This is a genomic window from Shewanella sp. Shew256, assembly GCF_002196695.1.
Taxonomy (GTDB): domain Bacteria; phylum Pseudomonadota; class Gammaproteobacteria; order Enterobacterales; family Shewanellaceae; genus Shewanella; species Shewanella mangrovisoli.
Genome location: NZ_NAJR01000001.1, coordinates 394,156 through 415,908, shown reverse-complemented (window position 1 = coordinate 415,908; position 21,753 = coordinate 394,156). Strand labels below are relative to the sequence as shown.

Sequence of the window (21,753 nt, the reverse complement as noted above, 5' to 3'; positions counted from 1 at the left end):
GAAGTGCGCCAACAAAAAGCCCTGCATTGGCAGGGCTTAGTGGGTGTGACTTACGGAAAAACAAGGTCTGAACTAACAGTGTTTTTCAAGCAGGAGTCAATAGTTAAAGCAAGGGAGATTTAAGCAATGCTGCCAAAACGCCCCTCTTGATAATCGCGAATCGCCTGCTGAATTTCCGCTTGGGTGTTCATCACAAACGGCCCCATTTGAACGATTTTTTCGCGAATAGGTTTACCTACAAACAGTAACATGCCCGCACCGCGTTCATCGGCCTTGAGCTGCAATGGCGTTTGGCTATCGAGCACTAAAAACTCGCCTTCATTGAATGACCACTGTGAGCCTTCGCCCTTACTCAAGCCACCTTGGTAAAGATAGAGAGCGGCAAACTCATGCTTAGATAAATCGAGCTGAGCCTCACCATTGGCGTTAATCATCAAGTCGGCAATCGCCGCCTCGCCCGCTAATCCTTGAATGGTGGCACTGGTCGCGCTCTTACCCGCAAATCCCCAATCCCCCGCCAAGGCTTTAAGGGTGGCGCCTGTGTCGTTCGTGGTTTCAACGCTAGGGGTTGAAGCCGTATCCTGATAAGTCGCGGGGCGCAGTTTGTCTTTGGCAGGCATATTGACCCAAATTTGGAAGCCATGCAGACCATTAAGCGCATCGGCCAGCGGCATTTCGGAATGCACCACACCGTAACCCGTGCTCATCCACTGCACATCGCCAGCACGAATCGCTTTGACGTTACCCATCTGATCGCGATGCTCAAACCCGCCCTTGCGGATGTAAGTAAAGGTCTCCATTCCACGGTGCGGATGCGGCGGAAAGCCACCGATAAAATCCTGTTTATCATCGGATTTAATCTCATCCATCATCAAAAACGGATCAAAATGGGTGGTAACAAAGTCCGCCACACGGCGAATATTCACCCCGTCACCATCCATCGCAGGTTTAGCAGAAAACTGACCTAAGACTTTCATTTTATGCTCCTAACTCATAAGGCATTAGCCTGTGTACTCACGATCACTTGGGTTAGAAGTGACTGAGTCAAACAGTGGCAATGCTGATGGAGGCAGAATAACAAGGAAATTTGCAAATGAATAACGCGAAATCACGGTCTAAACATTCGAAAAAATGGAACGGTAGGCTGCTGATGCCCATGAATACATGCTTGCCATGATGTTCACTCACAGTCACGGTGAATGGAAACCTAGGGTTTCTGTGCTTATGAACGAGAGCCATGGATGGCGAACTGGCCTTTAAACAAGGATGTTGTTCAAGTCCGTCCGTGGATGCTCGACCGCCCCATCCATGGGGCGGACGGTCGTCTCGCTAATCACCATGGCTCACCTTTTTGGATATAGCGTAACCTGTAGATTTAAAAGCCTTACGCAGCATACTTTGGGACAAAAGCATGTTAGGACGTCGGGTGCATCAGGTGAATTTCGGATAAAAATTTATATGGCGATAACGCCGCCATAACCGGCGCAGCTTTGCTGAGTCCGGCGCCGAAGGCGCGTAGTTGATGGCTTTGTTATGCATCTACTTGATCCAAATTGATAGGTCTAGTTTTATGCCTGTCTTTCTTCGGAAATTAGCCTGAGCGATTGCAATGCCCACTGTTGTAAGGCCTAGCTTGGATAATCCAGACTTACCCCAAAGCTTAAACAGCGGTTCTATTTCAGGTGATACTTTAACAAGATAGTCTTTAATTTCCTGAGGATTCATCAGGGTGGAATTGAATAGGTTTACGAATTTCTGTTTTACATCTGCCGAAATATTTTGACTCTCAGATATTTGGTCGATTACACCAACGTTTATCGCATTTACTTGAAGCAAACTTGAATCATGTAGGCAATTAGTAATCAGCTGTGGATAGCTGTCAGGAGTTGCAATGTCATTTTCTAGGCGCTCGCGATCAAAGCCTTTAGAAAATAGTCCACCATAGACTTCTTGATATATTTTCTCGATGGGCTTTAACCCTCCCATATGCATAAGAGAGCCACAGCCAACGTACTCTAGATGCTCATAGCATGAGCTCTCGCTACTGAGATTAGCTATGAATGGAACCAAATGCGTTTTAATGTAATTTGGAATAGCAGGGAGATTTGTCAAAGATCCGTTGGATGTTCGAGTTATGAGGAAGTTTATTGTCAGAGCATCCATTTGTTCCGCTGTCAGTTTTGCTGCAACTTCAAGCGCTTCATCTAATACAATTTGATGGATATTTCTCATAGGTGTGGCTGCTCGTTCAACCAAAATATCAACAAGCAACCCTTCTAAGTCCTTGTCACCAGTCTTTGCATACTGTTTTTGAGCCTCGTATAACGCAGCTTGCATAGATGGCTCATTCATTGACTCTATTGCAGACTCGTTTTCTTGTTGTAACTTTTGAAGAAAATCATCTGTTAGCTCTTCAGCTCTTTTTCTTGCCACTTGCGCAGCATCTTGCGACAGCTGTAGGAAATTAGCTTTATACACATCAAGAGCAATCTCTTTGGCGTCTGAGTAGGTAATACCTTGATTGATGGTAATTGATTGCGCCTGAAGATTTGTAGAGTCATCTCCTGACTCTTGTTTTTGAACCTTATCCTTAATCATTTTTAGTACCGATGTTAATGTCGCCCGCAGCTTGATAGTTTTTAGAGTTCTTTCCAGATTTCTGGGTCTGACTGGTTGTGCTTTTTCCTTTAAAGATAAAAGCACCTATCAAGCTGAGAACAAACACGCCGATACCACTAAACACCCATTCTTTGTTATCTATTATCCACTGCATTTAGCTCTCCTTATGCATAACGCCAAGCTAAGCGGCGCAGCTTGCTGCGTCCTTGCTTGAGCGCCTTGTTATGCATTGTTGGCCACCACTTTTGGCAAGTTGCTTCTGATTTGGTCAATAAATGGCTCCATGCGCCTATAAGCTCTTTTTGATAAGTCCAGTTGATACTCAAGGCTCTTCCTGATTTCTGCATGAATATGTATTGCATTCCTAGCTTCATAAAATTCGATTATTTCATCTTTGAGCCACTCTTCGATTAACCCGAGCTTTTCAGCGCACTCGGCCTTTTTGTCGAATCTAACTTTTGTAGTATCTGTTCTGCCTATTCCCTCATATGTTGGAATTATATCTTTCCCATCATGCTCTAAAGCAGCCTGCAATTGGGCCATCTTTGACGAAGGAATAGCGATTACTTTTTTCGTTTTAAACTCAGTAAGTGACTGAACTTCGGAGTTAGAAGCTAGATCATCGAACAAAATATGATGAATTACCGCTTCATATATCGAGGCATAAGAGAGAACTTGCAGACGTATTTGAGCACGCAAAAGCCATGAGTCCGCCGACATTCCTTCGAGCAGCTTATAGACATAGCGTGTTGACATGAACTCGTCAGCAAGCCTGTCTCTCAAAACATCGTCAGAAATAAAATCGAATCGATCCTTGTGCCAGTCCCAGTCGGCTAGGTGCCCGTCAATGTAACTTTCAATTGCGTGTTTTGTTTCATCCGTGAATGCCACGATTACTCCTTAAGATGCATAACATTTTATTCGTGCGCATGCGCGTTTACCTTGTTAGACCAGTGAAAACGCACACAGTTAACTATCTGTATGCAAAGAAGTTATCAGCTTTCTGCCAAATACACCATCTGGAAAAACGCGCATGCGCGTTTTCCAAACCTATTAACTAAAATTCAGTTACTATATTCACCTGATTTTATAGAGTTTTATTTATTGCGGATGGAATTAGTGCGCAGTGATTTTGTCTCAAAATCATACCAAAACACCTAAATTTAAATACGACTGTATACCCATACATTGTTAGCCTATTTCTGGTAAGGCCAAACATAGGCAAATAGATAAGAATATGTATGGCAGCAGGTGTGGGTATTTTCGATTGAGCTAACGAGCCGAAACACGGAATGGGGCAAAAGCATTTAGCCAGATGAGCAGTACAATAATCGTTAAGATTGTCATTGTTGCAACTGTGACCGTTGGCGGCATGGATGCCGCCGTCGAGCCCTCAGGTAGGAGTTTATGGCGTGTCACAGGGGAAACAATGACAATCCTGTACAGCGAGTTGGAGAGACTTTTGAAATCCAACTAACAGGCAAAGCAACACCAAGCCTAGTCAGGCTTAAACACCCCTATCACGGCACCTGTGGCTTTTTCGGTGACTTTCACATCGGTTTGTTGTTCGCGGTAATCACAGTCGGTACATTCTACGGTTTCGATACCGTTTTCTTTAAACAGCAGAATGCTGTCCTTGGCGCCACATTTTGGGCATTTTGCGCCAGCTACGAAGCGCTTTTTGATTTTGGTTGTCATGCTAATACCTTTAATGCACAGACCAGCTCAGTTGGATCAGAAGATGACTACGCTTCGCTTGAGAACACCAAAGCGTGAGCCTGAAATTGGCCGCTATTTTGCCACAGTGCCCAGCTATTGCCAGCCTTTAAACCAAGTTGTGATGCCATAAGATATGAGCAGGCGTTAGCATCTTGTGGGATTCACTCAAGAAGGATTTGCCAAATCAGCCGTACACTCGCATTGGCACTCATCATAAGAGCGCCCTAAAAGCCGCCACCACATTCGCCAAAAAGATGCAGTAAAAAGTGTAAGAAATCCTCAGCAACTCGGCCTAAGTTGTGGTTTGCCATCGGCTTGTACGCTATCATCACAGCCCTTACTCATTCATGATATGACCAAGTTGTAGTTAATGATCAGCATCAACCAAGCGCAATTAATCCGTGGCAGCAAAACCCTGCTCGACGAAGCCTCTTTGACCATCTATCCCGGCCATAAGGTCGGCCTAGTCGGCGCCAATGGCACGGGTAAGTCCTCACTGCTGGCATTAATTATGGGTCACCTAAGCTTAGACAAAGGCGAGTTTAGTATGCCTTCGGGGTGGCAAATCGCCACCGTAGCTCAAGAAACGCCCGCGCTGGAAGTCTCTGCACTTGAGTATGTACTTGATGGTGATAAAGAATATCGCCAGCTTGAGGCCGATTTGCATATCGCGCAGGAACATAATGATGGCCACGCCATTGCCACCCTGCACGGAAAAATCGATGCCATTGGCGGCTACGCCATTCGTGCCCGCGCAGGTGCTTTGCTGGCAGGTTTAGGCTTTAGCGAAGCCGAGCAAAACAACCCAGTGAAAAGCTTTTCGGGCGGTTGGCGGATGCGCCTCAACCTTGCCCAAGCGCTGCTGTGCCGCTCCGACTTACTGCTGCTCGACGAACCGACCAACCACTTAGACTTAGATACCATGTACTGGCTCGAAGGGTGGATTAAGTCCTATCAAGGCACGCTGATTTTAATCAGCCACGATAGGGATTTTATCGACGAGATTGTCGATGAAATCGTCCATGTCGAGAATCAAAAACTCAATTATTACAAAGGCAACTACAGTGCCTTTGAGCGCATCCGTGCCGAACGTATGGCGCAGCAACAGGTCGCCTATGAGCGCCAACAAAAAGAACGGGCGCATATGCAGTCCTTCGTCGACCGCTTCCGCTACAAGGCCAGTAAAGCCAAGCAAGCGCAGAGCCGCTTAAAGGCGCTGGAGCGGATGACTGAGCTATTGCCATCCCAGGCCGATAGCCCGTTTTATATGGAGTTTCGCCCGCCAGAAGCTCTGCCCAATCCATTGATAAAAATGGAGCAAGTGGCTGTAGGTTATGGCGACAAGCAAATCCTTAGCAAAGTACATTTGAACTTAGTCCCCGGTGCCCGTATTGGCCTCTTAGGGCGTAACGGCGCGGGTAAATCGACACTAATCAAACTGTTATCGGGACAACTGTCACCGATGACCGGATTGTATGAGCCAAATCCCGGCCTGAATATCGGTTACTTTGCCCAGCACCAAATCGAATTTTTACGCCTAGACGATACGCCGCTGCAACATCTGGTGCGCCTCGCGCCAAATGCTCGTGAGCAGGAATTACGTAACTTCCTCGGTGGTTTTGGCTTCCATGGCGATATGGCGCTCTCGCCAGTTCGTCCCTTCTCGGGGGGCGAGAAAGCGCGTTTAGTGTTGGCCTTATTAGTGTGGCAGCGCCCTAACCTATTACTGCTCGACGAACCGACCAACCACTTAGATTTAGAAATGCGCCATGCACTTACTATGGCATTGCAAACCTTTGAAGGCGCAATGGTTATTGTATCGCACGACCGTCACTTACTGCGCTTAACCTGTAGCGATTACTATCTGGTTGATCAAGGCCAAGTGCAGGCCTTCGATGGCGATTTAGAGGATTACCACCAATGGTTACTCGATGCCGCTAAGGCCGCCAGTGCAAATTCCACCGCTAATGGTGACGATGCCAAGCCCGCCGTCGATAAGAAACAGCAAAAGCGGTTAGAGGCAGAGCTGCGCCAAAAGGTGTCGCCACTTAAACGCAAGCAGGCGAAGCTTGAAACCGATCAGCAAAAGCTTAGTGAACGGCTCGCCGAGCTAGAGCATCTGCTCGCCGATAGCGAGCTCTATGATCAGGACAATAAAGCCAAACTCACGTCGGTACTCAGTGAGCGCACCAGCTTGACACAAACGCTAGAAGAAAGTGAAATGCAATGGCTTGAGCTGCAAGAAGAAATTGATGCAATGGAACTTGAGCTGATGGGTCAGTAATTGACCCTTTATCGCCTAACGTACAAGGAAACAGTATGTCGGATGCAACCCCGCTAGACAGTCAAATTTGGCATTGGTGTGATATGAGCTACGGGCAAAATAAGCAGCTTTGCCTCGAGCTACAGGATAACTGCCAAGTGAATGTGAATCTCTTACTGCTGGCGCAGTATTTAGATCTCACCAGCGATGTGGCGGGCCCGCGGGAATATTCGACCGAGCAGTGGCAGCAGCTGGTCAATGCGGTTTGGGATTGGAATGAAAAGTTTCTCACGCCCTATCGTCGTCTGCGCCGTCTCGCTAAGGCAAGCCTGAATGAGGAAGAATACCAGCAGATGCTCGATGTTGAGCTGATGATGGAACGTAAGGCGCAGCGCACGATTCTAAATGCCGTCAATGGGTTATCGCCGACAGGCCAACAAACCAATCTGGTCAATTACCTCGCCCTATTTGGCCTATCCGCAGCCGATGTAAATTCGCTGAATTTTATCGCGCCTTAATAGACCGAACATTACTTAGTACGCCCCTGAGGATAGCGTAGGCAGTTATCCTCAATCTTGAGCCAACTTGGTTGCTCATCGGTATAAATATGGTAATTAGGCTGCACTAAATTCGGATCGTCTAAGCTTGCAATCGTCAGGGTGAGATAGTCGGGATACTCAGTGTGCCTGTAGGTCAGCGAGCAGCCGCAGTGGGCACAAAAACCGCGTCTCACACATTCAGATGAAGCAAACTCAGTCACTTGCCCCTTAACCCAAGTCACCTGCTGCAGCTTAAAATCCATCCAAGCACCAAACACGGCCCCAATGCTTTTTTGGCACATGCGGCAATGGCAATAATCGGCGTCGAAGGGCTTACCCTCAATCCGATAACGAATCGCCCCACATAAACAGCCACCCTCCAAGGGTTCTATAGATTGCATACAGGCTCCGCGCTATTGCGACTCTCGGCCATCGGTGAGCTTTTGTGCCAGCGCCGTAGCATTGCGCGCGGTAATGCCATAAATAGACAGCTGCGGATTGGCCCCGAGACTGGTCGGGAAGATTGAGCCGTCCATCACCGACAGATTATCCAGATAATGTGACTGACCATAGCTATTGACCATAGAGAGCTTTTCATCCTCACCAAAGGGGCAACCGCCCATCACGTGCGCCGAGGCAACGACTGTGCGCAGCGGTGCTAAATCCATTTGCGCAATGCTCTCTTTTGCCTCCTTCCATGATGACAGATAGGGCATACCATCACTGATGGGCAGCACTTTTAATGCCCCCGCTGAGAATTGCAGTTCGGCCATGCTGGCATACGCCCGCCGCGCCGCACGCCAAAAGGCCTCGGAGAGCAGGTAATCCAAGGCAAAGCCCGTCGAGGTGAGATGCACTTGCCCACCTTGGCTATCGGGATGATAACCGTCACGGATCAAGGCGATAGTGACCTGTAGCTGATTAAACTGTGCCATCAATTCGGCATGGCTCACGCCGTAACCTATCGTCTTAGAGGCAATCAAAATCGGATGCACAGGCGGCACCTCAAGCTTGTAGCCTAACTCGCCATCGGCGCCATTTTTCCAAACAAATTCATCGGAATAGATAGATTGCGGCGCGCCGCTGTGGGCATTAATCGCATCGGCAAATACGCCACCCGAGAGCACTGTGGGATGTAAAAAGGTACGCTTACCCAACAGCTGATAGGGATCGGGCACCTCGGAGCGCATCATCAAGGTCGGCGTGTGGATAGCGCCAGCGCTTAAAATATAGTGTTTGGCTTTAAATAACAGCTCGACCGAGGTCGGCCGTAAATTAACATCGAGCGCCTGCGCCTTGAGGGCAAACACTTGCCCATTATGGTGTTCAATCTTAATGACTTTGGCACGGCTAACAAGCTGCGCGCCCTTCTCTAATGCGGTCGGGATCGTCGTGACTAGCATCGACTGCTTAGCATTAACCGGGCAGCCCATACCGCAATAGCCAGTATTCCAACAGCCCGCCACATTGCGCTTAATGACGGTGTAATCCCAATCTAGATTGATACAGCCTTGCTTGAGGGCGCCATTATTGCGGTTAGGTTCATAATTCCATTCATGAATATTGAGCCGGTGCTCCATCTGTTCGAACCAAGGGGCAAGGGCCTCGGGATCGAGTCCGGCAACGGATTTATGCTGCGCCCAAAAGGCTAAGGCTTCCTTCGGGGTACGAATGGAGGTGGTCCAATTGATGGTGGTCGAGCCGCCCACGGCACGACCTTGAAAAATCCCAATCGCCTTATCGGCGGTTTTCATCGCGGCCGCCTGTTGATACAAATTCGGGTAAGCGACTCGCTCCTCCATATTAAAGTCACTGGAGGATTTAAGCGGCCCCGCTTCAATCATGATCACACTGAGTCCAGCTTGGGTAAGGATTTCCGCCGCCACACCGCCGCCTGCGCCCGTGCCCACAATTACCACATCGGCTTCAAATTGCTGGTTCTCTTGCAGTTGACTGGCGTCGGTATGTAACCAACCGGAATTTAAGCCTGTCACTATGGGATCTATGATTGCCACTTGGAACACTCCATTCTTACATTATTGTTATTATTATAAATTCAGCCTATTTGAACAATTCAGGCTTGGCGTAGTGGAGTCGGCTCCAATGCTCAGGACAGGCGTAATAACTGGCCATCACTAATTCCCGCAGGCCTAAATAAGCTGTTTGCAATAATGCAAAGTAGCTGTGGCGCCAGGTTTCCAGCATTTGCGTTAATTCGCTGGGTGAACGCATCAGCAGCGGCGTCATATTCGAGGTAAGTAGCAGTAAACCGAGACGATTTTCCAGCATATCCAGCAGTTCGAATAGTTCAGTCTGCTGCTCGTCGGGCAAGACATCAATCGAGTGCTTAATGGCATCTAAGGTGCGATTTTGCGCCGCCAACTTATGGGTTGCCACATCGGGCAAGGCCCCATCGAGCATCACAGGTAACAGCACACCGAATAACAAACGGTAGTCTTTTCCTTCGCCTTCATCGGGGAGGCTGAATTCGGGAGAGTAGAGATTCACCCCCAAGGCAATCGCCGCCGTACCGGCAAACGCGCCCAGTAAAAAGGTACGTCTATTCATCAATGTCTCCCCAAGACGCTTAGTGTTAAATTATTGTGCTACAATGACCGCGAATCTAAATTAAACACACGTTTTAATTTTCAGCAATAGTTGATATCAAGATAAGATCCCATGCCAAACGTTTTTAATCCGCCTTGGTGGGCCAAAAGTCCCCATGTACAAACTATTCTGCCCGTATTTACTAAAGTGGCCAAACCTGTGCTTGAGCGGCAGCGACTCGAGCTTCCCGACGGCGATTTTATCGATTTAGATTGGCAAGCAAGGCCAGAAATCGGCAAACCCATTGTGGTCATCATTCATGGGTTAGAGGGCAGTGCCCAGTCCCATTATGCCAGACGCATTCTGCAAGCCTGTAAAGAGCAAGGGTTAGCGGCTGTGGTTCACCACCACAGAAGCTGCTCAGGGGAAACCAATCGCCTCGCCCGCAGTTATCACAGTGGCGATACCGACGATTTGCAGTTTAGCCTAAGCCTGCTGCAACAAACGTATCCGCAATCACCTTTATTGGCCGTGGGTTACAGCTTAGGTGGCAATGTGCTGACCAAATATCAAGGCGAATATCAAGAGCATAGCCTGTTGAGTCGCGCCGTGGTTGTGTCGGCGCCGCTGCAATTATCGGCCTGCGCCAAACGCTTAGAAAGTGGTTTCTCAAAAGTGTATCAAAGCCATTTAATCAAACAGTTACAACATAAGGTCAATCAAAAACTCGCTGACCCCGATCTGGCGGGTGCGATGGCATTGAGTCCAATGCAAGTTGCTCATCTCAATACTTTTTATGACTTTGACGATAAAGTCACCGCACCACTCCATGGATTTTTGGGTGTTGAAGATTACTACACCCGCGCCAGCGGCCTCCCCTTTATCAAGTGCATTACTAAGCCGACGCTGATCTTACACGCCAAGGACGATCCCTTTATGACGGATGCCGTTATCCCGCATTCCAGCCAGCTTTCCGAGCATGTGGAATATGAATTACATGCCCATGGCGGCCATGTCGGTTTTATTGAGGGTGGTACGCCTTGGAAGCCACGCTATTATCTAGAGCGGCGCATTTTAGACTTTTTACTCGCCAATGATGCTTTATCGGCACCTTAAGGAACCCGAATGCTTATCCCCTACGATGCTTTACTCCAGCTCCCCAAAGAGACGTTAGCCAATTTGATCCGCGAATATCTGTTAGGCCAAGTGGAGGATGGTAGTTTTACCAGCCTAGATGAGCAAGAGCTATCAGCGGCAATAGCGCAATGCCAACAAGCACTTAAACAAGGAAAACTCGTCTTGGAATACAGCGAGGACGATGAATCCTTTGCCATTCGCCACGCAGACCAAGTGGCCAAACGGCAAGATTGACCACCAGTATCCCTGTGCCGTATAAATAGCTTATACGGTTTATCGCTCCAAATGGGCGGCTCTTTAGGTTCCTAGCTAGGTAGAAAAAATGTCAGCAAAACATCCGATTATTGCAGTTACAGGCTCATCCGGCGCAGGAACCACCACTACTACTACCGCCTTTAGCCATATCTTTCGCCAGCTAGGGATTAATGCCGCCTTTGTAGAAGGCGATAGTTTTCATCACTTTACCCGTGCAGAGATGGAAGTGATGATCCGCAAATCCCAGGCCGAGAATCGCAACCTGAGTTACTTTGGCCCCGAGGCCAATAACTTTGCCCGCCTAGAGCAATGCTTTCGTGATTACGGCGCCACGGGCCAAGGCGAAACCCGCAGCTATTTACATACCTTCGATGAAGCTGTGCCCTTTAACCAAATGCCGGGCACCTTCACCCAATGGCGCCCACTGCCAGAAAACACCGATATGTTGTATTACGAAGGCTTACATGGCGGTGTAGTCACGGGCGATGCCAACGTGGCACAGCATGTGGATTTGCTGATTGGCATGGTGCCTATCGTCAACTTAGAGTGGATCCAAAAAATCATTCGTGATACCTCGGAGCGAGGCCATAGCCGCGAAAAAGTCATGGGCTCGATTGTGCGCAGCATGGACGATTACATTAAGCATATGACACCGCAGTTTTCCCGTACCCATATCAACTTCCAACGGGTGCCGACGGTCGATACCTCTAACCCCTTTAGCGCCAAAGATATTCCAAGCCTAGATGAAAGCTTTGTGGTGATCCGTTTTCGCGGCATCAACAACGTCGACTTCCCCTATTATTTGAGCATGATCCAAGGCTCCTTTATGTCACGGGTCAACACCTTAGTGGTGCCGGGCGGCAAAATGTCCCTAGCTATGGAGCTGATCCTCACACCACTGATTAAAGATTTAATGGAAAAACGCCAGCAGCTTAATAGCCCTCAGGCGAATTGAGATAGAGTGAACGTTTGACTAAAGGCTAATGAAATAAAGCCTTTTTGAGCAATAGATTAAGCTTGATTTAAGCCATTGAAGTTAATCTTATTGGCATCGGGATTTCAGGCGAAAGAACGATAGTTGGCATACTCTTGGGAGTTAATTCCCCCATCTTGATCTGTTGATTCCCTTGGGTATGCCAGCAACCCCATCTTGCGTTAAGTCTTAGCAGTTAATTCTACCTCAATGCTTGATCTGTTGATTCCCTTGAGTATGTCAGCAACCCTCCAAACAAGTTCTAGAAGTGAATTCCACTTTAATGCTAGGTCTGTTGATTCCCTTAGATATGCCATCAACCCCATCTTGCGTTAAGTCTAAGCTATTAATTCCACATCTATAATCCTTCGAAACTTTATCACCCCAGATTTTCAATTGTGCTCAGCTAACGGCGAGCAGTTAATCGTCCTAAGTTTTTATACATCACCCGACAATCCAAGGCGATGCCGCGGGGTGAGCAATAGACGGCGTCTTCCTCTAGGCCTTCACCACCAAAACCGCAATGGCGATAAAATTCGACCGCATTTAAGGTCGACTCTAATCGCAATTGGGCAAGGCCTAAATTAAAGGCTTTTGTTTCAATAAATTGCAGTAACGACCTGCCAACACCGAAGCCCATCGCCTCGGGAGAAACGAACAGCGCCTCGACCTGAGCATAGGGTTCATCCAGCATGATGGTGCCCACCACCGTCGGTTCTTGGGTTGTCTCATTGAGGATTTCAGCCACATAAAAATGCGCGCCCACCATACGACGAAAAGATTCAGTCAATTCACCCTGAGTCCAAATCTGTAAGTCATCTTGAGAATAAAATCCGGCGCAGCCTTTATTAATCGCCGCATTGCGAATATCCCAGCAGGCCTTGGCATCTAATTGCGTCGCTTTACGTATCCTTAGCATAGTCTTTCCGATAAATTGCCCTAGCCATATCCATAACCATAGCCAACCGCTAATAGATTGAATCATAAAACAAACATCTAAAGACTCATACAGCCCATGCGTTAATTTTATGCAATAAAAAACCGCCCGTAGGCGGTTTTAACACAATAAAAAGCGTTACTCGTAAGCTGAGCCGCAAAGGCAAACTCAGTCGCGAAGGCAAACTTAGCCTTTAATCAGCTCACTGATGGTCAGCACGCCATGGGTGGTCGCGCCAGCGCCCCATAGTGCAGAAGCTGAATCTTCGAAGGCCGCCGCTAAATCCACGTGTAACCATTTGGCTTCTGGCGAAACGAAACGCCACAGGAAGCCCGCCGCATTCGAAGCGCCGCCAGCACCACCGCCTTTTACAGGGCGGCTGTTTGCGGTGTCAGCATAGGCAGATGGACACATGTCTTTGTGCCAAGGATCCAGTGGCAATGGCCATACACGCTCGGCCACAGTCGAGGCCTTTTGCTGCGCAAGTTGTAACACTTCAGTCTGTGGCGAGAAAATTGCGTTGTAGTTAGAGCCTACCGCCATCACCGCTGCGCCGGTTAAGGTTGCCGCATCGATAATAAAAGGAGCCCCCGTCGCAGAAGCCGCTTGCAGACCATCGGCCAACACTAAGCGCCCTTCGGCATCGGTGTTAACCACTTCAACTGTCACACCATTTTTATAGGTAAGAATATCACCCAACTTATAGGCACGACCGCTGATCAGGTTTTCTGCGCAGCAGAGGAATAACTTAACGCGTTTGTTCAGACCCGATTTAATCGCTAAACCTAAAGCGGCGGTCACAGTGGCGGCGCCGCCCATATCGCACTTCATACCCAGCATGCCTTCAGAGGCTTTAATGCTGTAACCACCTGAGTCGAAGGTAATCCCTTTACCGACTAAGGCAACAGATACTGGGGCATCGGCTGACAGCGGGTTAAAGTCTAGCTCTAACATCGCTGGTGGACGCTCACTGCCACGGCCTACGGCATGGATCCCAATCCACTGCTCTTCTAATAATGCTTCACCTTCAATAATACGGTAGCTCACCTTAGCACCACCGATATCGACTAACCATTTGGCTGCTTGCTGCGCCAGTTTCACTGGCGACAGATTTTCAGGGGTGTCGTTGATCAGTTGACGGGCAAATGTCGCGACCTCTAAGCGACGTTGTAACTCGGCTTGCACAGCGTCATCGCCACACCATTGGATCTTATAGCCGGGTTTAGCGGTAGCAAAACCTTGGGCGAAGACCCATTGGCTATTCAGATCCCAAAGAGCGCCCGCTAAGGCAACAGTGCTAATCCCCTGATTACGTAATTTACGCGCCGCCATTTGAATTTGGCGCAGCTCATCGCCACCACCTAAGTGGACTAATGCGCCTTCGGCATTGAAGGTCACATCGGCTTTGCCCCAATGGGCGGCAGGGGTATCTTTGGTTAACTCAACTCTCATCACTTCAGTCACTTTAAGTTCACTCATGAGGGGTCCTTATTTTAATTTGTTCTTACGCTTATACCCATGCAAGTTAAGGTGAGAGATCCTGCATCCTCAGGCTTTTGGGGTATACAAAGTACAACGGGGTTGGCGGCAGTTTACTGCTAGCAGGCAAGGACTGAAAGCCATCGGCCTAAGTTACCGAGGTAAAATCTGTAAACATTTGCGAAATTTGTTAGTCTTGGGCGCCCAAATCACCTCGCTACAGGTTATAGCATGCACTTTAGTCCAGCACTGAAATCGGGAAAGCTACTTAAACGCTACAAACGTTTTCTCGCCGATGTTCAACTCGAAGACGGCACTGAAATCACCCTGCATTGCCCCAATACCGGCTCAATGCGTAACTGCCTGTTCCCCGGTGAAACCGTGTGGTTTTCCACGTCTAATAATCCTAAACGTAAATATGCCCATACATGGGAGTTAATGACCACGCCAACGGGCGGCCTTATTGGCATTCATTCGGGCAATGCCAACGCCCTAGTCGAGGAGGCGCTTAATAAAAGTGCCATCACCGAACTCACCGGCTACGACAGCTTAAGTCGCGAAGTGAAGTACGGCGATGAAAATAGCCGCATCGATATCTTGCTTGAGGCTGCTCAAAAACCCGCCTGCTATATTGAAGTCAAAAGTTGTACTTTGCTTGAGGATGGCCAAGGTTATTTCCCCGATACTGTGAGTCTTCGCGGCCAAAAACATCTGCGAGAATTAATGCACATGGCCAGCCTTGGTCATAGAGCCGTCTTGCTATTTGTGGTGCAACACACAGACATCCACAGTGTGGCTCCCGCGGCACATATCGACCCTGAATATGCTAACCTATTGAAAAAGGCTGTTTTATCGGGAGTAGAAGTCTTAGCTTATCGCTGTGAGATTTCTGCGAGTGAGATACATCTAGCCCACGCTTGTCCAGTCCGAGTATGATGTTAAGATTCAGTAAAATGCATTTTCATTTCAATTAGCGAAGGCAATCAAAAAATTCTGCCAAGGTGAAATGAAAAATTTGCCTCAATGTGAAGATTCTGATATAGATAGCGGCCGTTCTTAAGGACGCCCTACAACGCAAATGATGACAGGAGATGCGTTATGCCTGAAGGCACCAAAAAACTTGGCGTACTCGCTATCGCAGGTGTAAGTCCCTACCAGGAAAAGCCAGGTGAGGAGTATATGAACGCTAAGCAACTGGGTCACTTCAAGATCATTCTTGAAGCTTGGCGCAATCAGTTGCGTGAGGAAGTCGACCGTACTCTGAGTCACATGCAGGACGAAGCAGCAAACTTTCCTGATCCTGTAGACCGTGCAGCGCAAGAAGAAGAGTTCAGTCTCGAACTGCGTGCCCGTGACAGAGAACGTAAACTGATCAAGAAGATCGAGAAAACCCTGCAAAAAATCGAAGAAGACGATTTTGGCTTCTGTGAAACCTGCGGTATCGAAATTGGTATTCGCCGTCTCGAAGCGCGTCCAACGGCCGATCAATGTATCGACTGTAAAACGCTTGCAGAGATCAAAGAGAAGCAAATGGCGGGTTAATCGGCCATCTCGGGCGGGGATTTCCCCGCCTACTTGTTTATGCGTCTTGCATGAACATCCTTCGTTTCACTTCGCTTTTTTATTTGTATCCCTCTAAAATACAGCCACTTTGACTGGTTATTCCTGCACATTTCTATGATGGCGACTCACTCTTCCACCACTCCTGCTTTACATCCCTATGTTGGCCGTTTTGCCCCTTCGCCCTCGGGCGCGCTGCACTTTGGCTCACTGATCGCCGCCCTTGGCAGTTATCTGCGGGCACGCTCATTGGGGGGAAAGTGGTTAATTCGCGTTGAAGATATTGATCCTCCGAGGGAAGTCGCAGGCGCAGCCGATGATATTTTACGAACCTTAGAGGCCTACGGTTTCGAATGGGATGACACTGTGCTGTACCAGAGTGCACGCACCGAGGCCTATCAAGCCAAGCTCGACGAGTTACTCGCCGAAGATAACGCCTACTTTTGCCAGTGTAGTCGCAAACAGATCCAAGCCATGGGCGGGATTTACGATGGTCGCTGTCATCAGTTAGCCACGCCGCATCAATCGGGCGCAATTCGCATTGTAAATCGACAACAAGTAGCCGAATTTAGCGATAATCTGATGGGAAAAGTCGTAGTGGACCATGCCTTTGCCGCCGAAGATTTTATTATCAAACGCAGCGATGGCCTGTATGCCTATCAACTCGCTGTAGTGCTGGATGACGCCTATCAAGGCATTACCGAAGTGGTACGCGGTTACGATCTAATCGAAGCCAGTTGCCGCCAATTAAGCCTGTATCAAACCTTTGGCCTAAGCGCGCCGCAGTGGCTGCACTTACCCTTAGCCTGTTTGACGCCGGGATTTAAGCTGTCGAAACAAAACCATGCACAGGCTATCGATAAACAGCATCCGCAGGCAAGCCTTAATGCCGCCCTCAGCTTTTTAGGCCAAGCGCCAGTGGAGCCGACAACGGCGCCGCAAATGCTGGCCCAAGCGTTGGCGCAGTTTCAACTGTCGGCCATTCCTAAGCAGCGGGAAATCTTGATAGCACCTTAATCCCCTTAGGGCGAGTTGCGGCCAAAAAGCATCGTTTTAGCAGTGCTAAGTCGTGGCATAGCTCAAAAATCGCGATATACCCATCGGTGCGCAATTGGTATATCATAGCCGCCAGATTTTTAATCACATAACAGATACATTCCGAGGTGTCCCATTTTTCGCCGTATCAGCCAATTCTGCAAGCAGCTATTTGAAGACGCGCCTAAAACGACCGCTCCGACTCCAGCTCAGATTGAACCCCAAACGCCAGAACTCACTTCAGGCGGCTTAAGCTTGTCGCTCGTGCCTCGGGATGCGCATTCGATTTCCCGTAAGCAGATCAGCGAAAACGCACTTAAAGTATTATACCGATTGAATAAATCAGGTTTTCAGGCCTATTTAGTCGGTGGGGGCGTACGGGATTTACTCCTCGGACTCGAACCGAAAGACTTCGACGTGGTTACCAATGCAACGCCGGAAGAAATTAAAAAGCTGTTTCGCAATTGCCGCGTAGTCGGACGCCGCTTCCGCCTCGCCCATATTGTATTTGGCCGCGATGTGATTGAAGTTGCCACCTTCCGTGGTCACCACGGCGACAGCAATGAAAAGATTTCCAAAGCCAATGCCGAAGGGCGTTTGCTCAGGGATAACGTGTATGGCGAAATCGATGAAGACGCAGAGCGCCGCGATTTTACCGTCAACGCCCTTTACTACGATATTAGCGACTACTCTATCCGCAGCTATGGCGGCGGTATGGAAGATCTTAAAGCCGGTACCTTAAGGCTGATTGGCGATCCCGAAACCCGTTACCGTGAAGATCCGGTGCGTATGCTCAGAGCAGTGCGTTTTGCCACTAAGCTCAGCATGGCGATTGAAGAAGTGACCGCTAAACCTATCAAACAGTTAGCGCCACTGCTCAAGGACATTCCGGCCGCCCGCATGTATGAAGAAGTGCTCAAACTCTTCTTCGCTGGCAAAGCCATGGCCAACTTTGAGATGATGCAGGAATATAAGCTGTTCGCGCCGCTCTTCCCGCAAGTCGATGCCCAATTAAAAGATGCGCCAAAAGGCCCTGCGATGAAGATGGTGCAAGCCATTATGAAGAGCACGGATGCGCGCGTGAACGAAGATAAGCCTGTTACTCCGTCATTCTTCTATGCGGCGATCCTCTGGTATCCACTACGTCAACGCGCCGAAGATATCGCGGTCGAGAGCGGTCTGACTTTATACGATGCGTTTTTTGCCGCCATGGGTGATGTGATTGAGCAGCAATGCCAAACCATCAGCATTCCGCGCCGTTTTAGTACGCCCGCCAAAGACATCTGGCAATTGCAATTACGCTTCGATCGCAGCCAAGGCACACGCGCCTTTAAACTGTTAGAGCACCCTAAATTTAGAGCGGCCTACGACTTACTGTTACTGCGCGGCGAAGTCGAAGGTGGCAATGTCGCCAAGAGTGCCGCTTGGTGGCAACAGTTTGTTGAAGCGGATGAAACCGAGCGTATGAATATCGCCCGCAGTGGTAACAAAGCGGCGGGTAACCGTAACCGCAATTCACTACAGCGCCGTCGCCGTCGCCCGAGTGCCGCGAAAGCCAAAGCCGCCGAATAATGACTCAGGTTTTTGTCGCCCTCGGGGCTAATCTTGAAGATCCTAAAACCCAGTTGGACAATGCCGTTGCGGCCTTGTCCACCTTGGCTGAACATCAGAGTCTCAAGGTATCGCCCTATTACGGTTCCGCCCCCATGGGTGACGTAGTGCAGCCCGACTATATCAATGCCGTTGCCAGCTTTGAGACCTCTCTTGCGCCCATCGCCCTGTTAGATGCACTGCAAGAGATTGAAAACACTCAGGGCCGTGTTCGTAAAGAACGTTGGGGCCCCAGAACCTTAGATCTCGACTTACTCTTATATGGCGATGCCATTATCGATGAGCCCAGACTTAAAGTGCCGCACTACGGCATGAAGGAGCGTAGTTTTGTGCTAGTGCCCTTGGCGGCCATAGCACCGGATCTGGTGTTACCTTGTAAAACGCCGTTACGCAGCCTTATCAGTGAAAAATTCTTGGCCGAGTTACAACTACTGGGCAATGATCATTGAAGTCAGCCCCCAGTTAGCTTATAACACCACTTCTATTTGGTTTGAAGATCACCCATATGTCTAAAGTTACTAGCTCAACCCTGTTGAAATACAAACAGGAAGGTAGAAAATTCACCGCTCTGACAGCCTATGATGCCAGCTTTGCCAGTGCGTTCGACGGCGAAGGCATCGATGTGCTACTGGTCGGCGATTCTTTGGGAATGGTTCTGCAAGGCCACGATGATACCCTGCCCGTCACGACAGCCGAAATCGCCTATCACACTCGTTGTGTGCGTCGCGGTATCGAGCGCTCACTGCTGATCGCCGACATGCCATTTATGAGTTACGCCACGCCAGAACAAGCCATGGAAAACGCCACTGCACTCATGCAGGCGGGTGCCAATATGGTCAAGCTGGAAGGCGGTCACTGGTTACTCGAAACCGTGACTAAACTGACCGAACGCGGTATTCCTGTCTGCGCCCACTTGGGCCTCACCCCGCAATCGGTACACGTTTTTGGTGGCTTTAAAGTACAAGGCCGCGATGCTGAAAATGCCCAGCGCATTCTCGATGAAGCCAAAGCCTTAGAAGCCGCTGGTGCGCAGCTGTTAGTAGTTGAATGTATTCCGGCATCACTCGCCACCGCCATCACTCAAGCATTAACTATCCCAGTGATCGGCATTGGCGCTGGCGCCACGACAGATGGCCAGATCCTAGTAATGCACGACGTGCTCGGTATTTCGAGTGGTTATATCCCACGTTTTTCAAAGAACTACCTCAAGCAAACGGGCGAAATCCGCTCGGCGGTACGCGCTTATATTGAAGAAGTGGCCAATGGTAGCTTCCCAAGTGCTGATCACACGTTTAACTAAGCGTGCTAGCACTCATTGAGCTAAATAGTGCTAAGCACACAGACGACTATTTCAAGTTTTAGCAAGGTAAGAGTTAATGATCACTAGCGCCCATATCGATGATATTCGTACTCAAGTGCGAGCATGGCGTGCCAAGGGCGAGACTGTCGCCTTTGTGCCTACCATGGGCAATCTCCATCAGGGACACATCACCTTAGTGAAAGAAGCGGCGAAGAAATGCGACCATGTGGTCGTCTCAATCTTCGTTAATCCCATGCAGTTTGGGCAGAACGAAGATCTCGACGCCTACCCGCGCACCTTAGAGGCCGATAGCCAAGCGCTGACTGCCGCGGGCGCCGAGCTGCTATTTACCCCAACGCCTGCGATTATTTATCCTAAAGGCTTGGCGCAGCAAACCTATGTTGAAGTACCTGGGATCTCCGATGTGCTCTGCGGTGCCAGTCGTCCCGGCCACTTCCGTGGCGTCGCGACTGTCGTCTGTAAACTGTTCAACATAGTGCAGCCCGATGTGGCGTTCTTTGGCAACAAGGATTATCAACAACTCTTAGTGATCCGCACTATGGTTGAAGACTTGTCACTGCCGATTGAAATTATCGGTGTGGATACCATTCGTGAAGCCTCAGGCTTAGCCATGAGTTCCCGCAATGGCTACCTGACGGCGGAAGAAAAAGCCGCGGCGCCGGCGCTGAAAAAAGCTATCGATGCCATGGCGCAAGGCATCAAGCAAGGCCTGAGCATCGAACAAGTCACCGCTGAAGCTAAAGCGAGCCTTATCGCCGCAGGCTTTACGCCGGATTATTTAGAAGTTCGCCATGCCACTACGCTGGCCAATGCGGAAACTACGGACCAAGCACTGGTGATTTTGGCCGCCGCTTACTTAGGTAAGGCGCGTCTTATCGATAACCTGCGCTTCGACCGCTAAGCGTTTTTAGCGCAAGAAAAAGGAGCTTAGGCTCCTTTTTTGTTTGTGCCGCTCTGTGTAAACTCGCCTCAATCTATTGAGCGTCAAAAAAATTCCATCGTCAAAAAACTGGTTTTATTCTTCAAGTTACGCCATAGTATTCACGGTTGTTAACTATGAGTAACAAGTATTCCAGCCTCTTAATCTGATAACTGCTAGAGTTTAACAAGGACGCAAGCGCCAATCACAATCTGGCATTGCACCAATACAGTAACGTTATTCATTATTGCGTACACAAAGGATCTGTCGTCGAATGGCAAGACTCATAGTGACTCTTATTTGCGTGCTGCTTCCTACAACTGCACTTGCAAATACCGTCTATAAATGTCGCAAGGACGATAAGATCGTCTTTAGCCAAACCGCCTGCCCGCAGGATTATAGCCAACATAAGATTGAGTATCAGCTTGGCATCACCACAGAAACCGATTCAGACAAACGAGAGACGCCTGTCGACCCGCTGCAAGCCTTGCTCAATAGCCAAACGATTTCTAAGGAAAAACTGCTGCAATTGCTCGATGCCGAGCTGTACCGCCTAAAGCAGGAAAACAGCTATTTCGAAATCCTAAGAACCAGCGAGTTGCAAAAATTAGAACGCCAACGTTACTGGCAACATAAAGAAAAAGATGATCCTGAATACATCAGCCAACTCAATAAAATTAACGATCATTTTAATGGCTTAACCTCGAATAACACTCAGGCAATACAGCAGTTATCCGACCGAAAAACACAAATTTCCGCCGAAACTGAGCCAGAGGAAGTGAAATAAAAACCTTAGCTTTCGAGTTTAGAGAACAAAAAAGGCGACCCTAGGGTCGCCT

At 48.9% G+C, this 21,753-nt stretch carries 23 protein-coding genes; 13 read left to right on the top strand and 10 right to left on the bottom strand.

Going from position 1 to position 21,753, the window contains the following annotated elements; all coding sequences use genetic code 11:
* Nucleotides 1-119: 119 nt before the first annotated feature.
* From B5P39_RS01775 to B5P39_RS01755, 5 genes are all read right to left on the bottom strand, one after another.
* Nucleotides 120-977 carry a pirin family protein gene (locus B5P39_RS01775; protein WP_088210241.1) on the bottom strand — a complete coding sequence of 286 codons (858 nt, stop codon included), beginning with the start codon at nt 975-977 and terminating at the stop codon, nt 120-122.
* Between the two features lie 562 nt (nt 978-1,539).
* On the bottom strand, nt 1,540-2,598 hold the full coding sequence (locus B5P39_RS01770) for an LPO_1073/Vpar_1526 family protein (RefSeq protein WP_088210240.1): 1,059 nt from the start codon (nt 2,596-2,598) through the stop codon (nt 1,540-1,542).
* Nucleotides 2,591-2,773, bottom strand: a complete 183-nt coding sequence (locus tag B5P39_RS01765) for a hypothetical protein (protein ID WP_023266713.1) — start codon at nt 2,771-2,773, stop codon at nt 2,591-2,593. The genes B5P39_RS01770 and B5P39_RS01765 overlap by 8 nt, the downstream gene beginning before the upstream one ends.
* A gap of 68 nt (nt 2,774-2,841) precedes the next feature.
* Nucleotides 2,842-3,510 (bottom strand): hypothetical protein, encoded by a 669-nt coding sequence (locus B5P39_RS01760; RefSeq protein ID WP_088210239.1) that lies wholly within the window; start codon nt 3,508-3,510, stop codon nt 2,842-2,844.
* Between the two features lie 606 nt (nt 3,511-4,116).
* Nucleotides 4,117-4,317 carry a YheV family putative zinc ribbon protein gene (locus B5P39_RS01755; RefSeq protein WP_011621538.1) on the bottom strand — a complete coding sequence of 67 codons (201 nt, stop codon included), beginning with the start codon at nt 4,315-4,317 and terminating at the stop codon, nt 4,117-4,119.
* Between the two features lie 391 nt (nt 4,318-4,708).
* Between B5P39_RS01755 and B5P39_RS01750 the strand changes: the two genes are divergently transcribed.
* Entirely contained in the window at nt 4,709-6,622 is a 1,914-nt protein-coding gene (locus B5P39_RS01750) for an ABC transporter ATP-binding protein (RefSeq protein WP_088210238.1), read from the top strand.
* A gap of 35 nt (nt 6,623-6,657) precedes the next feature.
* The gene (locus tag B5P39_RS01745; RefSeq protein ID WP_088210237.1) at nt 6,658-7,119 is read left to right on the top strand and encodes a TIGR02444 family protein; all 462 of its coding nucleotides are present in this window, start codon (nt 6,658-6,660) and stop codon (nt 7,117-7,119) included.
* Nucleotides 7,120-7,130: 11 nt separating this feature from the next.
* On the opposite strand, the gene B5P39_RS01740 is transcribed toward B5P39_RS01745, so the two are convergent.
* From B5P39_RS01740 to B5P39_RS01730, 3 genes are read right to left on the bottom strand one after another with little or no spacing between them, the layout of a single operon-like run.
* A complete protein-coding gene (locus B5P39_RS01740; RefSeq protein ID WP_088210236.1) occupies nt 7,131-7,541 on the bottom strand; it encodes a GFA family protein in 411 nt (136 codons plus the stop codon).
* 12 nt (nt 7,542-7,553) lie between these two features.
* A complete protein-coding gene (locus B5P39_RS01735) occupies nt 7,554-9,155 on the bottom strand; it encodes a GMC family oxidoreductase (RefSeq protein ID WP_088210235.1) in 1,602 nt (533 codons plus the stop codon).
* Between the two features lie 46 nt (nt 9,156-9,201).
* Nucleotides 9,202-9,708 carry a TAT leader-containing periplasmic protein gene (locus B5P39_RS01730; protein ID WP_088210234.1) on the bottom strand — a complete coding sequence of 169 codons (507 nt, stop codon included), beginning with the start codon at nt 9,706-9,708 and terminating at the stop codon, nt 9,202-9,204.
* 111 nt (nt 9,709-9,819) lie between these two features.
* On the opposite strand from B5P39_RS01730, the gene B5P39_RS01725 reads away from it, so the two are divergent.
* The 3 genes from B5P39_RS01725 to B5P39_RS01715 all read left to right on the top strand — a co-directional run bounded on the left by B5P39_RS01725 (nt 9,820) and on the right by B5P39_RS01715 (nt 12,034).
* A complete protein-coding gene (locus B5P39_RS01725) occupies nt 9,820-10,803 on the top strand; it encodes a hydrolase (protein WP_088210233.1) in 984 nt (327 codons plus the stop codon).
* A 9-nt stretch (nt 10,804-10,812) separates the two neighbouring features.
* Nucleotides 10,813-11,058 carry a YheU family protein gene (locus tag B5P39_RS01720; protein ID WP_011718194.1) on the top strand — a complete coding sequence of 82 codons (246 nt, stop codon included), beginning with the start codon at nt 10,813-10,815 and terminating at the stop codon, nt 11,056-11,058.
* An 88-nt stretch (nt 11,059-11,146) separates the two neighbouring features.
* The gene (locus B5P39_RS01715; RefSeq protein ID WP_011621530.1) at nt 11,147-12,034 is read left to right on the top strand and encodes a phosphoribulokinase; all 888 of its coding nucleotides are present in this window, start codon (nt 11,147-11,149) and stop codon (nt 12,032-12,034) included.
* Nucleotides 12,035-12,458: 424 nt separating this feature from the next.
* On the opposite strand, the gene B5P39_RS01710 is transcribed toward B5P39_RS01715, so the two are convergent.
* Nucleotides 12,459-12,971, bottom strand: a complete 513-nt coding sequence (locus B5P39_RS01710) for a GNAT family N-acetyltransferase (RefSeq protein ID WP_088210232.1) — start codon at nt 12,969-12,971, stop codon at nt 12,459-12,461.
* A 204-nt stretch (nt 12,972-13,175) separates the two neighbouring features.
* Complete coding sequence (pepB, locus tag B5P39_RS01705) at nt 13,176-14,468, bottom strand: aminopeptidase PepB (protein WP_088210231.1); 1,293 nt, start codon at nt 14,466-14,468, stop codon at nt 13,176-13,178.
* 231 nt (nt 14,469-14,699) lie between these two features.
* On the opposite strand from pepB, the gene sfsA reads away from it, so the two are divergent.
* The 8 genes from sfsA to B5P39_RS01665 all read left to right on the top strand — a co-directional run bounded on the left by sfsA (nt 14,700) and on the right by B5P39_RS01665 (nt 21,701).
* Nucleotides 14,700-15,404, top strand: coding sequence for a DNA/RNA nuclease SfsA (gene sfsA / locus B5P39_RS01700; RefSeq protein WP_088210230.1), 705 nt, complete (start codon nt 14,700-14,702; stop codon nt 15,402-15,404).
* Nucleotides 15,405-15,566: 162 nt separating this feature from the next.
* A complete protein-coding gene (gene dksA / locus B5P39_RS01695; RefSeq protein WP_011718198.1) occupies nt 15,567-16,010 on the top strand; it encodes an RNA polymerase-binding protein DksA in 444 nt (147 codons plus the stop codon).
* A gap of 138 nt (nt 16,011-16,148) precedes the next feature.
* Nucleotides 16,149-17,045, top strand: a complete 897-nt coding sequence (gluQRS, locus tag B5P39_RS01690) for a tRNA glutamyl-Q(34) synthetase GluQRS (RefSeq protein WP_088210396.1) — start codon at nt 16,149-16,151, stop codon at nt 17,043-17,045.
* Nucleotides 17,046-17,327: 282 nt separating this feature from the next.
* Nucleotides 17,328-18,635, top strand: coding sequence for a polynucleotide adenylyltransferase PcnB (locus tag B5P39_RS01685; protein ID WP_254915677.1), 1,308 nt, complete (start codon nt 17,328-17,330; stop codon nt 18,633-18,635).
* The gene (gene folK / locus B5P39_RS01680) at nt 18,635-19,123 is read left to right on the top strand and encodes a 2-amino-4-hydroxy-6-hydroxymethyldihydropteridine diphosphokinase (RefSeq protein WP_086903778.1); all 489 of its coding nucleotides are present in this window, start codon (nt 18,635-18,637) and stop codon (nt 19,121-19,123) included. Before B5P39_RS01685 ends, folK begins: the two co-directional genes overlap by 1 nt.
* A 56-nt stretch (nt 19,124-19,179) precedes the next feature.
* Nucleotides 19,180-19,974, top strand: a complete 795-nt coding sequence (panB, locus tag B5P39_RS01675; RefSeq protein WP_011718202.1) for a 3-methyl-2-oxobutanoate hydroxymethyltransferase — start codon at nt 19,180-19,182, stop codon at nt 19,972-19,974.
* 76 nt (nt 19,975-20,050) lie between these two features.
* Nucleotides 20,051-20,896 carry a pantoate--beta-alanine ligase gene (gene panC / locus B5P39_RS01670; RefSeq protein ID WP_088210228.1) on the top strand — a complete coding sequence of 282 codons (846 nt, stop codon included), beginning with the start codon at nt 20,051-20,053 and terminating at the stop codon, nt 20,894-20,896.
* A gap of 292 nt (nt 20,897-21,188) precedes the next feature.
* Nucleotides 21,189-21,701, top strand: a complete 513-nt coding sequence (locus B5P39_RS01665) for a hypothetical protein (protein ID WP_088210227.1) — start codon at nt 21,189-21,191, stop codon at nt 21,699-21,701.
* Nucleotides 21,702-21,753 lie beyond the last annotated feature (52 nt).

Bases quoted from the DNA above. Each gene is read 5' to 3' on its own strand.
- folK (WP_086903778.1), top strand. From the start codon at position 18,635: ATGACTCAGGTTTTTGTCGCCCTCGGGGCTAATCTTGAAGATCCTAAA.
- panB (WP_011718202.1), top strand. From the start codon at position 19,180: ATGTCTAAAGTTACTAGCTCAACCCTGTTGAAATACAAACAGGAAGGT.
- B5P39_RS01715 (WP_011621530.1), top strand. From the start codon at position 11,147: ATGTCAGCAAAACATCCGATTATTGCAGTTACAGGCTCATCCGGCGCA.
- B5P39_RS01765 (WP_023266713.1), bottom strand. From the start codon at position 2,773: ATGCAGTGGATAATAGATAACAAAGAATGGGTGTTTAGTGGTATCGGC.
- gluQRS (WP_088210396.1), top strand. From the start codon at position 16,149: ATGGCGACTCACTCTTCCACCACTCCTGCTTTACATCCCTATGTTGGC.
- B5P39_RS01745 (WP_088210237.1), top strand. From the start codon at position 6,658: ATGTCGGATGCAACCCCGCTAGACAGTCAAATTTGGCATTGGTGTGAT.
- dksA (WP_011718198.1), top strand. From the start codon at position 15,567: ATGCCTGAAGGCACCAAAAAACTTGGCGTACTCGCTATCGCAGGTGTA.
- pepB (WP_088210231.1), bottom strand. From the start codon at position 14,468: ATGAGTGAACTTAAAGTGACTGAAGTGATGAGAGTTGAGTTAACCAAA.
- panC (WP_088210228.1), top strand. From the start codon at position 20,051: ATGATCACTAGCGCCCATATCGATGATATTCGTACTCAAGTGCGAGCA.
- sfsA (WP_088210230.1), top strand. From the start codon at position 14,700: ATGCACTTTAGTCCAGCACTGAAATCGGGAAAGCTACTTAAACGCTAC.
- B5P39_RS01725 (WP_088210233.1), top strand. From the start codon at position 9,820: ATGCCAAACGTTTTTAATCCGCCTTGGTGGGCCAAAAGTCCCCATGTA.
- B5P39_RS01775 (WP_088210241.1), bottom strand. From the start codon at position 977: ATGAAAGTCTTAGGTCAGTTTTCTGCTAAACCTGCGATGGATGGTGAC.
- B5P39_RS01770 (WP_088210240.1), bottom strand. From the start codon at position 2,598: ATGATTAAGGATAAGGTTCAAAAACAAGAGTCAGGAGATGACTCTACA.
- B5P39_RS01665 (WP_088210227.1), top strand. From the start codon at position 21,189: ATGGCAAGACTCATAGTGACTCTTATTTGCGTGCTGCTTCCTACAACT.
- B5P39_RS01730 (WP_088210234.1), bottom strand. From the start codon at position 9,708: ATGAATAGACGTACCTTTTTACTGGGCGCGTTTGCCGGTACGGCGGCG.
- B5P39_RS01710 (WP_088210232.1), bottom strand. From the start codon at position 12,971: ATGCTAAGGATACGTAAAGCGACGCAATTAGATGCCAAGGCCTGCTGG.
- B5P39_RS01755 (WP_011621538.1), bottom strand. From the start codon at position 4,317: ATGACAACCAAAATCAAAAAGCGCTTCGTAGCTGGCGCAAAATGCCCA.
- B5P39_RS01720 (WP_011718194.1), top strand. From the start codon at position 10,813: ATGCTTATCCCCTACGATGCTTTACTCCAGCTCCCCAAAGAGACGTTA.
- B5P39_RS01750 (WP_088210238.1), top strand. From the start codon at position 4,709: ATGATCAGCATCAACCAAGCGCAATTAATCCGTGGCAGCAAAACCCTG.
- B5P39_RS01740 (WP_088210236.1), bottom strand. From the start codon at position 7,541: ATGCAATCTATAGAACCCTTGGAGGGTGGCTGTTTATGTGGGGCGATT.